14 protein-coding genes are annotated in these 13,628 nt (G+C 64.2%); 4 read left to right on the top strand and 10 right to left on the bottom strand.

What is annotated here, in order from left to right; genetic code table 11:
• Window positions 1–63: 63 nt before the first annotated feature.
• From V3587_RS14285 to V3587_RS14250, 8 genes are all read right to left on the bottom strand, one after another.
• Window positions 64–753 carry a response regulator transcription factor gene (locus V3587_RS14285; RefSeq protein WP_003942020.1) on the bottom strand — a complete coding sequence of 230 codons (690 nt, stop codon included), beginning with the start codon at window positions 751–753 and terminating at the stop codon, window positions 64–66.
• Entirely contained in the window at window positions 750–1,985 is a 1,236-nt protein-coding gene (locus tag V3587_RS14280; RefSeq protein WP_003941938.1) for a sensor histidine kinase, read from the bottom strand. The genes V3587_RS14285 and V3587_RS14280 overlap by 4 nt, the downstream gene beginning before the upstream one ends.
• A 162-nt stretch (window positions 1,986–2,147) precedes the next feature.
• Entirely contained in the window at window positions 2,148–2,903 is a 756-nt protein-coding gene (locus V3587_RS14275) for a phosphoglyceromutase (protein ID WP_003941992.1), read from the bottom strand.
• Between the two features lie 46 nt (window positions 2,904–2,949).
• A complete protein-coding gene (locus tag V3587_RS14270) occupies window positions 2,950–4,551 on the bottom strand; it encodes an AMP-binding protein (RefSeq protein WP_095970388.1) in 1,602 nt (533 codons plus the stop codon).
• A 139-nt stretch (window positions 4,552–4,690) separates the two neighbouring features.
• Window positions 4,691–5,188: a YbjN domain-containing protein gene (locus tag V3587_RS14265; protein ID WP_283376750.1), complete on the bottom strand. Its 498-nt coding sequence runs from the start codon at window positions 5,186–5,188 to the stop codon at window positions 4,691–4,693.
• Window positions 5,185–6,513 (bottom strand): D-inositol-3-phosphate glycosyltransferase, encoded by a 1,329-nt coding sequence (mshA, locus tag V3587_RS14260; RefSeq protein ID WP_095970485.1) that lies wholly within the window; start codon window positions 6,511–6,513, stop codon window positions 5,185–5,187. The genes V3587_RS14265 and mshA overlap by 4 nt, the downstream gene beginning before the upstream one ends.
• Before the next feature lie 42 nt (window positions 6,514–6,555).
• The gene (locus tag V3587_RS14255) at window positions 6,556–7,383 is read right to left on the bottom strand and encodes an alpha/beta fold hydrolase (protein ID WP_283376751.1); all 828 of its coding nucleotides are present in this window, start codon (window positions 7,381–7,383) and stop codon (window positions 6,556–6,558) included.
• The gene (locus V3587_RS14250; protein ID WP_095970486.1) at window positions 7,329–8,555 is read right to left on the bottom strand and encodes an MFS transporter; all 1,227 of its coding nucleotides are present in this window, start codon (window positions 8,553–8,555) and stop codon (window positions 7,329–7,331) included. Before V3587_RS14250 ends, V3587_RS14255 begins: the two co-directional genes overlap by 55 nt.
• Window positions 8,556–8,666: 111 nt before the next feature.
• Between V3587_RS14250 and V3587_RS14245 the strand changes: the two genes are divergently transcribed.
• From V3587_RS14245 to V3587_RS14235, 3 genes are all read left to right on the top strand, one after another.
• Window positions 8,667–9,440, top strand: coding sequence for a PIG-L family deacetylase (locus V3587_RS14245; RefSeq protein ID WP_019744397.1), 774 nt, complete (start codon window positions 8,667–8,669; stop codon window positions 9,438–9,440).
• Between the two features lie 64 nt (window positions 9,441–9,504).
• Window positions 9,505–9,897 (top strand): PaaI family thioesterase, encoded by a 393-nt coding sequence (locus tag V3587_RS14240; RefSeq protein WP_283376752.1) that lies wholly within the window; start codon window positions 9,505–9,507, stop codon window positions 9,895–9,897.
• Window positions 9,894–10,898, top strand: coding sequence for a tocopherol cyclase family protein (locus tag V3587_RS14235; protein WP_283376753.1), 1,005 nt, complete (start codon window positions 9,894–9,896; stop codon window positions 10,896–10,898). Before V3587_RS14240 ends, V3587_RS14235 begins: the two co-directional genes overlap by 4 nt.
• Here V3587_RS14235 and V3587_RS14230 read toward each other — a convergent pair.
• Window positions 10,864–11,733, bottom strand: a complete 870-nt coding sequence (locus V3587_RS14230; protein WP_283376754.1) for a LysR family transcriptional regulator — start codon at window positions 11,731–11,733, stop codon at window positions 10,864–10,866. The genes V3587_RS14235 and V3587_RS14230 overlap by 35 nt on opposite strands.
• Window positions 11,734–11,803: 70 nt before the next feature.
• On the opposite strand from V3587_RS14230, the gene V3587_RS14225 reads away from it, so the two are divergent.
• A complete protein-coding gene (locus V3587_RS14225) occupies window positions 11,804–12,163 on the top strand; it encodes a YybH family protein (protein ID WP_166811125.1) in 360 nt (119 codons plus the stop codon).
• Window positions 12,164–12,178: 15 nt separating this feature from the next.
• Here V3587_RS14225 and V3587_RS14220 read toward each other — a convergent pair whose 3' ends face one another.
• A complete protein-coding gene (locus V3587_RS14220; protein WP_095970487.1) occupies window positions 12,179–13,450 on the bottom strand; it encodes an ROK family transcriptional regulator in 1,272 nt (423 codons plus the stop codon).
• Window positions 13,451–13,628: the final 178 nt, after the last annotated feature.

The following is a 13,628-nucleotide window of genomic DNA, read 5'->3' as shown; positions in this document are numbered from 1 at the left end:
ACAAATAAATTCAGCCGCTCACACGATCGTGTGAGCGGCTGAATTCTTCTCGACGAACTTAGATCACGCTTCGAGCTTGTAACCCAATCCACGGACCGTGACCAGATGTTCCGGCTTGGCCGGATCCGATTCGATCTTCGAACGCAACCGCTTCACGTGTACGTCAAGGGTTTTGGTGTCACCGACGTAGTCGGCGCCCCAGACGCGGTCGATCAACTGTCCGCGGGTCAGCACCCGGCCGGAGTTGCGGAGCAAGTACTCGAGGAGGTCGAACTCCTTGAGCGGCAACGTCACCGGGTTTCCAGCGACCTGCACGACGTGGCGCTCGACGTCCATCCGTACCGGTCCGGCCTCGAGCACCCCGTTGTCGGAGGCGAGGTCCGCCTCGTTCTCCACCCCGCGGCGCAGCACCGCACGGATGCGGGCGATCAGCTCACGCGCCGAATACGGTTTGGTCACATAGTCGTCCGCACCCAGTTCCAGGCCGACGACCTTGTCGATCTCGCTGTCACGCGCCGTCACCATGATGACGGGAACGCCGGAACGCGATCGCAACGCCTTGCAGACGTCCGTGCCGCTCATGCCGGGCAGCATGAGGTCGAGCAGGACGATGTCCGCTCCGGAGCGATCGAATTCCGCCAACGCCGACGGTCCGTCGTTGACGATGGTGGTCTCGAAGCCTTCCTTGCGGAGCAGGAACGCCAGCGGGTCCGCCAAGGACTCCTCGTCCTCCACGATCAGCACACTCGTCATCGTTTGGCCTCCATGCCGTTTTCTCTACTGCCTTGTTCTCGTCTGCCGATCCGCGTGGAACCGGCGGTTCCCGCGTCGTCAGAGTCGATGTCGTCGTCCGACTCCACGTGTGCCGGTATCTGCAACGTGAAGGTAGACCCTGTTCCCGGTTTGCTCCACAGTTCGATGGAGCCGTTGTGATTGGCCGCGACGTGCTTGACGATCGCCAGCCCCAGACCCGTTCCGCCGGTCTGCCGTGACCGTGCCTTGTCCACGCGGAAGAATCTCTCGAACACTCGTTCCTGATCCGCCTTCGCGATGCCCTCTCCTCGGTCGGTGACCGCGATCGCGACATTGTCGCCGCGTACCGACCGACTGACTGACACCGGAGAACCCTTGGGCGAGTATGCAATAGCGTTCTCGATGAGGTTGGACAGTGCCGTCACGAGAAGAGTCTGATCCCCGAGCACCTCCAACCCACTCGGATGGTCGGTGGTGACGGTGATCCCGGCGGCCTCGGCCGACAGATTCGACCTCGACAGTGCCTCGGACACCACGGTGTCGACGTCGACCACGTCGAGATCGGGCAGCTTCTCGGCACCTTGCAGGCGCGAGAGTGCGATCAACTCGGTGACCATCTTGCCCAGACGAATCGACTCGCCCAGCACCCGTTCGCCGAAGTGGCGCACGGATTCCGGATCGTCAGCGGACTCGAGCAGCGCCTCCGCGAGCAAACTCATCGCGCCGACCGGCGTCTTCAGTTCGTGGCTGACGTTCGCGACGAAATCGCGTCGCGTCGCCTCCATGCGGACCTGCTCGGAATCGTCGTCGGCGAACAGGACCACGAAGTTGCGATCGTCCTTGCTCAGCAACCGGGCCGTCCCACGTACCGCGATCTTGTCGCGGCCGCGCTGCGCGGTCTGTGCCGTCAGATCGACCTCGACGGGCTGACCTGTCCGCAGGACTTCCTGCGCCGCCCGCCACGCCCGCTCGTCGACCAGACGATTCTTGACGAGGCCGAGTTCTTCGGCGCGAGGGTTGAAGAGCACGACGTCGTGGAAACCGTCGACGACGGCGATGCCGCTTTCCGACGCCAACACGATCAGGTCCAGAACCTGAGACATCGTGAGCCCGGTCTGTTCGTCGGAGCGCTGACTCTGACGCGACGACAGCCTGGGGACCAGTACCCCGCCGACGAGGTAGCCGACCAAGCCGGCGACCACGACCAGCAGCACTGCAATCACGACACTCACGGCGCAATCGTACGTTCGCGCGAAGTGTCGGTTACGGCGGGTTCGGACGTTCCCGCCCGCGTAATCCGCCAGGTGGACGGCGTTGGTTCGTCGTTCATCTGTTGTTGGCCGAGGCCCCCCGAAAACACTGTTCGGGGGGCCTCGACGCACATCATCGGGTTGCTACTTTCCGCCCTGATTCGCCACCGCGGCGGCGCCGGCAGCTGCGGCCTCCGGATCCAGGTAGGTGCCGCCGGGATTGAGCGGCTTCAGGTTCTCGTCGAGGTCGTAACGCAGCGGGATTCCGGTCGGGATGTTCAGGCCCGCGATGTCCTCGTCCGAGATGCCGTCGAGGTGCTTGACCAATGCACGCAGCGAGTTGCCGTGCGCCGTGACCAGTACGTTCCGGCCGGCGAGCAGCTCCTGCGAGATGGTGTCCTCCCAGTACGGGATCAGACGCTTGACGACGTCGAGCAGGCACTCGGTCAAGGGAACCTCGTCGAGGTTCGCGTACCGGGGATCGGTGTCCTGGCTGTACTCGCTGCCGGCTTCGATGGCGGGCGGCGGGGTGTCGTAGCTACGACGCCAGAGCATGAACTGCTCGTTTCCGTACTCTTCCTTGGTCTGAGCCTTGTTCTTGCCCTGCAGAGCGCCGTAGTGGCGCTCGTTGAGACGCCAGTCGCGGACCACCGGGATCCAGTGGCGATCGGCGGCGTCGAGTGCGAGGTTGGCCGTGCTGATCGCGCGGCGGAGCAGAGATGTGTAGAGAACGTCAGGCAAGAGGTTGTGCTCGGCGAGCAGTTCGCCGGCGCGCTTGCCTTCGGCCATGCCCTTGTCTGTCAGGTGGACGTCCACCCAGCCGGTGAACAGATTGAGTGCATTCCATTCGCTCTCGCCGTGGCGGAGCAGGACCAGGGTTCCGATACTCATGGCGTTCATCCTGGCACGAGTACCGGAACCCTTCTTGATCAACCCTGTCTGGAAATCAGCTCGGAGCTACTTCCGCTGTTCGCAGATCCTTGCGGAGGATCTTTCCGGCCGCGGATTTCGGCACGGTGCTGATGAACGAGACCTGGCGGACCTTCTTGTGCGGTGAGACGCGCTCGGCGACGAACGAGATCACGTCGTCTTCGGTCAATTCGGCGCCGTCCTGGAGCACGACGAATGCCTTCGGAACCTCTTCGCCTTCGGCGTCGAGCACACCGATCACTGCAGCGTCGGCGATCTGCGGGTGTGTCAGAAGCAAAGCCTCGAGTTCCGCTGGGGGAACCTGGTAGCCCTTGTACTTGATCAGTTCCTTGAGGCGGTCGACGATCTTGACGACGCCGTCGCCGTCGACGGTCGCGATGTCACCGGTGTGCAGGTAACCGTCGTCGTCGAGGGTGTCCTTGGTGGCCTGGTCGTTGCCGAGGTAGCCGAGCATGATGTTCGGTCCCTTGCACCACAGTTCCCCGGGCTCGCTGACGCCGTCCGAGCCGAGCGCGGGGTACGCGACCTCTTCGCCCGTTCCCGGGTCGACGAGCTTGCATTCCATGTTGGCGATGGTCGGACCGCAGGTGTCGAGTGCGATGTCGTCACGATCGAACGGGATCGCATGCGAGACGGGGCTCATCTCGGACATGCCGTATCCCTGGCGCACATGGCAGTTCAAACGGTCCGCGACGGCCTTGCCGAGCGCCGCGTCGAGGGGGGCCGCGCCAGAGAAGATGGTGTGCACGCTCGACAGGTCGTACTGATCGACGAGCGGGTGCTTGGCCAGCGCGACGGCAACGGGCGGTGCGACGAAGATGTACGTCGACTTCTGCTCGGCGACGATCCGTAGGAACTCGACGAGATCGAACTTCGGCATCGTGATGAGGCTCGCGCGGCGGTAGAGCGCAGCGTTGAGCAGCACCGTCATGCCGTAGATGTGGAAGAACGGCAGGACCGCGAGGATCTTGTCGTCGGTCTCGATCCCCATCCGCGGAATGATCTGGCAGACGTTGGCCACGAGATTGCGATGGGTGAGCATGACGCCCTTGGGCCGGCCGGTGGTGCCCGACGAGTACGGCAGCACCGCGAGCTGGGTGGCCGGATCGAAGGAAACCTCGGGCGCCGCTGCGCCCTCACCGAGCAGATCTCGCAGCGACAGATGGCCTTCGGCGCCGTCGAGCACGAACACGTTCTCGGTCGGGATACCGACCAGCTCGGCGGCGGCCTTGGCCTGCGGCAGCAGCGGCGAGACGGTGAAGAGGAACTTGGCCTTGGAATCGGTGAGCTGCTTGGCGATGTCCTCGGCGGTGTAGAGCGCGTTGATCGTGGTCGCGACGCCACCGGCACGCAGGATGCCGTGGAAGACGGAACCGAAGGCCGGGACGTTGGGCGAATGGAGCCCGACGACGTCGCCGACGGCGAGTCCACGCGCTGCGAGAGCGCCTGCAACGCCGTTGATCTGCGCGATCAGCGAAGCATATGTGGTTACGGCGCCCGAACTGCCTTCGACGAATGCCGTCTTGTCGAGGTCTGCGGGGTCGGTGTTTCCGAACAGGAAGTCGTAGACGCTGAGGTTGGGGATTTCAACGTCGGGGAACGGACTCTTGAAGCTCACTGTGCTCCTCGAAAAGTTGCGCGGCGGGGTGGTGTGACCAACTTACTGTGACTCACGGGAACAGTATTATTCCGTGACGACAGTCACAAGTAAAGGCCACTTTACGTGACACATCCGCGATGTGTCTCACCCCGCTCGATCAGCTTTGCGCGGGCTCTTCCTCGATGAGGTGCTTGAACGGCTCGAGATTCGCCAGCGACTCACCACGCGACACCCGCCACGCCCACTCACGCTTGATCGACGAGGAGAAACCGAGTTCGAGGATGACGTTGAAATCGCCGTCGGCGACCTCGAGAACCTGACCGAGCACTCGGTCCAGTTCGTCGCCGGTCACGGCATGCTCGGCGATCTTGCCGACCAGGTAGATGTCCCCGACCTTGTCGAGTGTGTAGGCCACTCCGTACAGACGACGGTTGCGCTTGAGCAGGAACTTGTAAACGCCTTCGAAGTTCTCGTCCACCTTGCGGCACACGAAGGCCTCGACCCGCACGCCGTGATTACCGACGGTGAGCAGCGTCGACGTCTTGAGTTTGTGTTCGCCGGGAAGTTCGACGATGAAATGCGCGTCGTCTTTTCTGGTGAAGTCGAGTTCACGCTCCGTGAGAGCCTGCTCGATGGTGTCCGAAATGCTGCTCATGTACGCACCCCTCCGGTCCGGCGCAGACGCCACAGACCCCGCGCACGGCGGGGCGAGAAGTCGCTGGGACCGGTTCCGTTGTTGTAGTTGACTGCGGCTTTGCGATAACTCTCGAGCAAACCGTCCGCGGTGTGTTCCCACGAGAAATTCTCGGCGTGACGCGGTGCCTGCGCGGCGAGTTCGGCCAAGCGTTTCGGCGCTGTCACCAAGGATTCGAGAGCGCCGGCCCAGTCTTCGGTGCGGTGCCCTTGAACCAGCAGGCCGGTCTCACCGTTGCGTACGGCCACTCCCAGTCCGCCGACATCCGCGGCGATCACCGGGGTTCCGCAGGCCTGAGCTTCGATGGCTACCAATCCGAAGGACTCCGAATAGCTCGGCACCGCAACCAGATCCGAGGCGCGGTAGACATCGGCGAGACGCTGCGGCGCCTGCGGCGGCAAGAACGTCACCTGCGCTGTGATGCCCAGTGAGCGTGCCAGTTCGATCAACACGTCCGGCCGCGCGAGACCGGTTCCGGACGGCCCGCCGACAACGAGGATGCGCAGCGGCAACCCCGGGCGACGGCTGATCACCTCGGCTGCTGCGCGCAGCAGAACGTCCGGCGCTTTGAGCGGTTGGATGCGGCCGACGAAGGTCACGACGATCTCGCCCGGGTTCAACCCCAACGACGCGCGGGCGGAATCGCGATCGCCCGGTCGGTAGCGGGTGAGATCGGCGCCCGGAGCCACGACGTCGATACGCGTGGGATCTGCGCCGTACAACTCGTGCAGCGCTTTGGCTTCGTCGGTGGTGTTGGCGACCAGGCGATCGGACTCGGCGACTACTTGTTGCTCACCGATCTGACGTGCTGCGGGCTCGGGGGTGTCTCCCTCGGCCAGCGACAGATTCTTCACCGCCGCGAGGGTGTGGGCGGTATGTACGAGGGGCACGCCCCAGCGGTCGCGGGCCAGCCATCCGACCTGCCCGGACAACCAGTAGTGCGAATGAATCAGGCTGTAGTACCCGGGCTCGTGACGCGCTTCCTCCCGCAGAACTCCCGCGACGAAGGCACACAGTTGAGTCGGCAGATCTGCCTTGTCCAGTCCTTCGAAGGGACCGGCCGCGATGTTCCGAACCCGCACTCCGGGAGCGGCGTCCACCACGGGTGCGTCGGCCGAGGACGTCGCGCGGGTGAATATCTCCACCTCTACGCCACGTTTGGCGAGCTGAATGGCGGATTGCAGAACGTAGACGTTCATCCCACCCGCGTCACCGGTGCCGGGTTGCGCCAATGGCGAGGTGTGGACCGAGAGAACGGCCACCCGGCGAGGGCGCGAAATGTGCATGGGCGTCACCACTCCATACTGCCCCCTCACCGGGCGCGAACTCTAACCGAGGCTCGAGATGAAGGCTCGCACTTCGGACACGAATCGTGTCGGATCCTCCACGAACGGTCCGTGATTGCAGCCTTCCCAGTACGACGCCTGGGACTTGGGAATCAGTTCCTCGGCGTGCTTACCTGCGCTCACGTCGACGACGGAGTCCTCGGTTCCGTGCAGAACGAGGACCGGGATGTCGAGGTTGCGGAGCAACTCGTCGTGACCGACGGCACGGTTGAACAGTGCTGCGCGCACCCGTGGACGCGTCGAGAGGCTGTACCCGAACAAGGCCTGCGACGCTGCGCCCTTGCCCTCGGGTGGGCCGGTGAGCGCGTTGCCGAAGGCACCGAGAGCCCGGATCGCCTCGCGGGGATCTTCGGACATCGCGCCGGGAACCGCACTCCGCATCGCCGAGCCGACCTTGCCGCCCTTCTCACCGCGACCGATGCTGGTGATCGCACCGACCAGAACCGCACCCGCCACCGCACCGGTTCCGTGTGCTGCCAGGTAATCGCAGATCACCAGTCCGCCGTACGACCAGCCGAGCAGGATCGCGTTCTCGGTGACGTCTTCTGCCGCGAGAACGGCCGCGACGTCGCCGGCCCAGTTCGCGGAGTCGTCGTATCCGGATTCAGGCGCATCGGAGTAACCGTGGCCGCGCAGATCGACGGCGATCAGGCGGTAGTCCGCGGCGAGGTCCGCGAGGACCTGCTCACCCCAGCACTGCGACGACTGAGCCCAGCCGTGCAGCAGCACCAGCGGGGTCCCAACCGAATTTCCGGTTACTCGATAGACGATGGACGTGCCGTCGACGCTGACGGCTTCACGAATAGACATGCCGTCACGATAGAGGCTGCGACTGCGGCGCCGACGGCGAGCATGTAGGCCGACGGGACGCCGTAACGATCGATCAGCTGTCCGGCCAGCGCAGACCCGAGCGCCACGCCGACGCCGAGGCCGGTGACCGTCAGGGTCATTCCCTCCGTGAGCTTTTCCGGGGGGACGATCTGCTCGACCAAGGCCGTCGCGATGATGAGGGTCGGAGCAATGGTCGCGCCCGCGAGCACATATGCACCCGCCAGTGCGGCCACGTTGCCGACGAGGAGAAGGGGGACGCTGAGAACGGCGACCGCCGAGGACGCGATCATCAGCTGACCGCGCAGCGATCGCGCCGGGTGCATCGACCCGAAGATCAGTCCCGCGATTCCCGAACCGCCGGCGAACAGCGCAAGGACCAACGTCGCGGATCCCGGCGAATTCTGTTCCTCGGTGAACGCGATGGCACCGACGTCGATGACGCCGAAGATCGTTCCGAGCATCACCATGATCACGATGACGATCCACATCACGTGGTTACCGAGAACCGATCGTCCGCGGCCGGGTCGACGCGGGTGCACCTTCGGTTCGGTTCCACGTTGAATGACCAACAGCAAGGTCCCGGTCACCAGCAGAATCAGTCCCGCCAGCGGTCCCGCTTCGGGAAAGAGTCCGATACTCAGGCCCACCGAGATGACCGGGCCCGCCACGAAACAGAGTTCGTCCACCACCGATTCGAAGGCGAAGGCGGTGCGCAGCTGAGGTTTTCCGACGTAGATCGCGACCCACCTGGCGCGGATCATCGCCCCGATCGTCGGGGTGGCGCCACCGGGGACGACCAGAACGAAAAGCAGCCAGTCAGGAGCTTCCATCCGTACGGCGAGCAAGAGCGCCCCGATCGCGGTGACGCTCACGGCTGCGGCAATCGGCAGGACCGCTCGCTGCCCGAAGCGGTCGACCGCACGCGAGACGGCGGGCGCGATGATCGCCGACGACAGCGCGAAAACCGCGGCGAGCGCGCCGGCGAGCGCGTAGTCACCACGAAGTTGCGAGATCATCGTCACGATTCCGATGCCGATCATGGCGATCGGCAGCCTTGCGACAAATCCGGCGGCCGAGAAGGCGACCGATCCGGGGGCGGCAAAGATCTCGCGGTAGGCGCTCAACAGGCCTTTGTTGGTGGATTCGCTCATGTCAGCTTCTCGTGCACTGAACAAGGTTCACAGAGCCGAGGCCGACTCGACAAATCGTTTTCACTGTGCGCTCGGGTTGACCTGTCGGTAACTTGCCTTACGATTGCGCGAATGAGTGTCCTGGTGTGTTTCCACGCCCATCCCGATGACGAAGTTTTCACTACGGGTGGCGTGATGAGAATGGCCGCCGACGCAGGTCACCGCGTCGTAGTCGTCACCGCTACCGACGGTGCTCTCGGTGAATTCCCCGACGGCCTGTTGGACGAATACGAGACGTTGGCTCAGCGCCGCAGCCGTGAACTCGAGGCGTCCACCGACGCGTTGGGCGCCAATCGCGTCGTGTCCCTGCACTACCCGGATTCGGGGATGGTGGGTACGCCCGAGAACGAGAATCCGGAAGCGTTCTGCAACGTCGACGTCGAGAAGGCCGCCGAGCGTCTGGCCGAGGTACTTCGTGAAGAGAACGCCGATGTCCTGACCATCTACGACCCCAACGGCGGATACGGGCACCCGGATCATATCCAGGTCCACCACGTCGGCGTCCGGGCGGCCGAACTCGCAGGCACGCCGTTCGTCTACGAGGCGTCCACCAACCGCGATCACATGAAGATGCTGATGCAGGCCAACCCCGAGTGGACCGAGGAGGCGCAGCCGCCGGACATCGAATCGTTCGGGCTTCCGGCAGATCAACTCACCACCGCCGTCGACGTCAGTTCGGTGATCTCGTCCAAGCGCGCGGCCATGTACGCGCACGCAACGCAGGTCGGCGATTTCGGCCCGTTCCTCGAAATGCCGACGGAGCAGCTCGCCGCGGCATTCGGCACCGAGTGGTTCCGTCGCCGCAACGCGCCCGAGGGACTGTCCGAAACCGCCCTCCCCCTCTGAGCCACCTCCCTCGATAAACCGAAGTCCCGACGGAGGTTTCGGCGGCTCGTTACCATCGGTAGGCATGGACCTCGAACAACTTGTCGCGACCATGCCTTTTGCAGTTCACACCGGAATTCAGTTGGACAGCGCGGCACCCGAACAGGTTGTCGGCCATCTGGATTGGGACAGCCACCGCACCACCGCCGGCAGCGGAATGCACGGCGGCGCCTTGATGACGCTGGCAGACAGCGTCGGCGCCGTCTGTGCATTCCTCAATCTTCCGCCCGGTGCAAGCACTTCCACCACCAGTTCGTCGACCGTCTTCACACGCGGGGTCCGCAAGGGCACGGTCACCGCAACCGCCCGGCCACTGCATGCGGGGCGCAGCACCATCGCGGTCGTGACCGAGATTCGCGACGACGAAGGCCGCCTCGTCGCTCAGGTCACCGCATCACAGGCAGTACTGGGACCGTGAAACTTCCCGCGTACCGCGCTTCAGGCGCCACCCTGCCGTACGGCAATCTGCTTGCCTCCCATGACGTTGCAATGGAGGGTTACTTCTGGCGATTCACGATGCCAGGCAGCGGACGGGTGGTGATCGCGCTCGCCGGTATCAACAAGTCCGACAGTGGCAACTGGTCGACGCTCGGTCTCGCGGCGCATCCGGGCGGATTTCTCCGTACCGCCGAACATCCGCGTGGGTCGGCGGATCCCCGCACACTGGGGGCCTACGCCGACAACGTTTTCCGCGGTAACGCCGATCGACTGCAGGTCGATTTCGGCGACAGCCACCTCGACGTGCGGATCAGCAATCAGCGATTCTGGCCGCACCGCCGCTTCGGCGGATCGAGCTACTTCCAATCAGTTCCCGCGCTCAATCAGTACTGGCATCCGTGGCTGCTCGGCGGCCGGGTCGAGGGAAGCGCCGTCATCGACGGACAGAGCTGGGATCTCACCGGAGCGCAGGTGTACGGCGAGAAAAACTGGGGAAAGGGAGGATTCCCGGAATCCTGGTGGTGGGGACAGGCACAGGGGTTCACCGATCCTCGAGCCTGCGTGGCGTTTGCCGGCGGACAGGTCAGCGCCGGACCTCTGCGCACCGAAGTCACCGCCGTCGTTGCCGCGCTACCGGACGGAACGGTGTTGCGGCTGGGTAATCCTCTGACGTCACAGGTGGAGACGACGGTGTCCGACGATCGCTGGACGCTTCGGGGTTACAGCCGGAAGTGGAGCATCGACATCGACGGGACCGCACCCATCGCCGACGCACACATACTTCCTGTTCCGATACCTGCCGAGCGTCGAAACGTGCCAGGAGCGCTCGAGCATCTCGGTGGAACGATGTCGGTCATCGTCCGGCGACGCGGCACCATCGTCTGGAAGGACAGGTCACGGTTGGCTGCTCTCGAGCACGGCGGATTGGATCGGGCGCAGGCCGAACTCACTCGGCGGGAACAGCTCTCGCAAGATCGATGAGAGCGGAGGCCGCAGGATTCTTGCCGCCCGACGAACGCCAGACCAATTCCAGCCGAGATCGCGCCTCCGGTTCGAGATCGATCCGATGCAACTCCCCCACTGCCGACTCGGGAAGCACGGCCATTCCCAGCCCCTGCGCTGCCAATGAAACGATGATGCCGAGGTTGCTTGCCTCGAGCGCAACCGTCGGCGTGGTGCCGGCCGCGGCGCACGCGAAGTTCAGACACGTCCTGATACCGGTTCCCTCCGGCAGACAGATGACCGATCGCGTGGCGAGCTCGGCAAACGGTAGAGACGACACCTCGGCCAGCGGATGATCCGTTGCCACTCCGGCCACCAGTCGTTCGTCGGTGATCACCCTCGATTCGAGCCCTTCCGGCAGTTCGCCCGCCACCCCGATGACGGCTATGTCGAAGGTTCCGTCCAGCACTCCGGCAAGCAAGCTGCGCGAGTCGTCCTCGGACAGGGAGATGTCCAGACCGGGGTGTTTGTTGTGCAACCGACTGAGCAGGTCGGTCAGGTCGGCAGACGCGCATGCAGTGACCATCCCCACCGCTACCGAGCCCCGCACCAGTCCGTTCAGGGCGTCGACGACATCTCGGGTGCTCTGAACGGACGCAAGCACAGCGTGGGCATGTGGGAGGACAGCTCGCCCGGCCTCGGTCAGACGAACGGTTCGACCACTCCGATCGAGCAATTCCTGACCCAGCTCACGTTCCAGCCTTTTGACCTGCGCACTCACACCCGGCTGCGCTACGTGAAGCCGCTCGGCGGCGCGAGTGAAGTTGGCTTCCTCCACTACCGTGACGAAGTATTCGAGCTGCCGAAGTTCCATAACTGATAATTCTAGCTTCGAGACAAACTAGATCTTGGACTTATCGCCGGCGGACTCGCAAGATGGAGACATGACAACAACACATGAAGCTCAGAAGGCCGAAACCCCGGAAGACATCGCCCGATTGTTCGTCCAGTTCGCGAACGCCGGAGATGCAGACGCCGTCGCCGGACTCTACGAGGAAAACGCCGTGATGGCGTTTCCACCCGGGTCACTCACTGTGGGAAGGACGGCCATCCGAGACGTCATTTCTCAGATGCTGGCCGCAGCACCGACATTCACCGTCGAGGAAGCGCTACCCACGGTAATCAGCGGCGACCTCGCCATGACCTCGACCAAACCTTCCGACGGGACCGGCGGACGTACTCAGGTGGCACGCCGCCAGCCCGACGGTTCGTGGTTGCGGGTGCTCGATCGTCCGGAACTCTGACTGCCCTCTTCGCAGTCAGATGGCCGAAGCACGCCGCATTGCCGCCGCAGGATCGGCGAACAAGGAACTCAGCGACACGACGGTGGACGCGTATTCCTGAACCCGATTGCCGAACCCGGTAATCCGAATGTCCTTACGCTCCAACGAGGATGCCGTCGAGAAGGCCTCGGCGACGTGCGGCACGCCGGCCGGGTAGTCGGTGAAGGCCTGGCCGCCGAGGATCACCCGATCCGGATTGAACAGGTCACGCAACATCGCCACCGTTCGCCCGAGGACGCGTGCTCGATCAACCAGAAGTTCGTGCGCCGGAATGGAACCCGCCGACGCAGCACGGTAGACATCCGCGATCGTCACACGCTCACTGCCCTGGATCACTGCGCCCGAAGACAGTGCCTGCGCGACGACAGCGCGGTCGCTGATCGTCGCTTCCAGGCAACCCACCGCACCGCAGGTGCACCGTGCCGACGAACCGGTGGGGAGGTGTGCGATCGAGCCTGGCCCACTGGACGGCGTGTGCACTCGCCCTTCGAAAGTGATTGCGATACCGGCAGTTTCGCGGGCATAGAAGTAGAGCCCGGTGGTTCCCGGCGTCGGGGCCTCGGCGCGGTCGGTGCTGAGCAGAAGTTCCGACGCCGCCATCGCCTCGACGTGGGCGGCGACCGAAACGGGAAGGTCCAAGCCGGCTCCGATGATGGATCCGACCTTGGCGCCCTTCCAGCCCAGGCGCGCGTGGTCGACTACACCCGTAGCCGAATCGACGCGACCGCCGATGGCCACCCCGACCGCGAGCGGACGACGCTTGTGCCACCGCGAGGCGAACGATTTGGCCGAGCGCGCAATGGTGGCAAGCGCGACAGCGGAATTGGTGGCGGGCGTCGGGATCTCGACGGCGCCGAGCACCTTGCCACGAATGTCGCTGGCGATGATGCTGGTGACGACGGCACCGATGTGGATGCCGACGGTCAGGTACGGCTCGTGATTGACCTCGAACGGAACTCGCGGACGCCCAATGGCGCCGGAAGCTGTCAGGTCTGCGCGTTCGCGCAGGATCCCCAGGTCCAGCAGGCTCGTGACCTGCCGGTTCACGGTCGCAATACTCAGCCCGGACGCTTTGGCCGCGGTATCGCGAGAGAGCGGTCCGCGGGATCGAGCAATGCGCAACACCGTCGCGGACGGACCGTCGGCAATGCGCAGCTCCGGCGCAACTATCTGGGTTCGGGTCCGGGTTCCCGAGAGCGCGGTTCGCGATCGGATGTTCGGAATGGCGGAAATTGTGGGTGTCGACATGGCTGTCCCTTGCAGAAGGAGGAGAAGGCGCACATCTCTGTCGACCGAGAACTCAGCGTTTCCACTGGTCATACGAAGAAATAGACAGAAAAGGCGCAGAAATTAGCTGCAGAAAGAACGGCGGCGACAACACAGCTCTCGCGCCAGAGGCAGACGCGAACCAAGCGCAGCGGTCACA

The sequence above is a fragment of the Rhodococcus sp. IEGM 1306 genome (genome assembly GCF_036541985.1).
Classification (GTDB): domain Bacteria; phylum Actinomycetota; class Actinomycetes; order Mycobacteriales; family Mycobacteriaceae; genus Rhodococcus_F; species Rhodococcus_F qingshengii.
The sequence above is the reverse complement of the archived record's forward strand: the minus strand, read 5'-3'. Positions and strand labels throughout refer to the sequence as shown.

Bases quoted from the DNA above. Each gene is read 5' to 3' on its own strand.
- V3587_RS14285 (WP_003942020.1), bottom strand. From the start codon at position 753: ATGACGAGTGTGCTGATCGTGGAGGACGAGGAGTCCTTGGCGGACCCG.
- V3587_RS14275 (WP_003941992.1), bottom strand. From the start codon at position 2,903: ATGAACGCCATGAGTATCGGAACCCTGGTCCTGCTCCGCCACGGCGAG.
- V3587_RS14265 (WP_283376750.1), bottom strand. From the start codon at position 5,188: ATGAGCAGCATTTCGGACACCATCGAGCAGGCTCTCACGGAGCGTGAA.
- mshA (WP_095970485.1), bottom strand. From the start codon at position 6,513: ATGCACATTTCGCGCCCTCGCCGGGTGGCCGTTCTCTCGGTCCACACC.
- V3587_RS14255 (WP_283376751.1), bottom strand. From the start codon at position 7,383: ATGTCTATTCGTGAAGCCGTCAGCGTCGACGGCACGTCCATCGTCTAT.
- V3587_RS14250 (WP_095970486.1), bottom strand. From the start codon at position 8,555: ATGAGCGAATCCACCAACAAAGGCCTGTTGAGCGCCTACCGCGAGATC.
- V3587_RS14245 (WP_019744397.1), top strand. From the start codon at position 8,667: ATGAGTGTCCTGGTGTGTTTCCACGCCCATCCCGATGACGAAGTTTTC.
- V3587_RS14240 (WP_283376752.1), top strand. From the start codon at position 9,505: ATGGACCTCGAACAACTTGTCGCGACCATGCCTTTTGCAGTTCACACC.
- V3587_RS14230 (WP_283376754.1), bottom strand. From the start codon at position 11,733: ATGGAACTTCGGCAGCTCGAATACTTCGTCACGGTAGTGGAGGAAGCC.
- V3587_RS14225 (WP_166811125.1), top strand. From the start codon at position 11,804: ATGACAACAACACATGAAGCTCAGAAGGCCGAAACCCCGGAAGACATC.
- V3587_RS14220 (WP_095970487.1), bottom strand. From the start codon at position 13,450: ATGTCGACACCCACAATTTCCGCCATTCCGAACATCCGATCGCGAACC.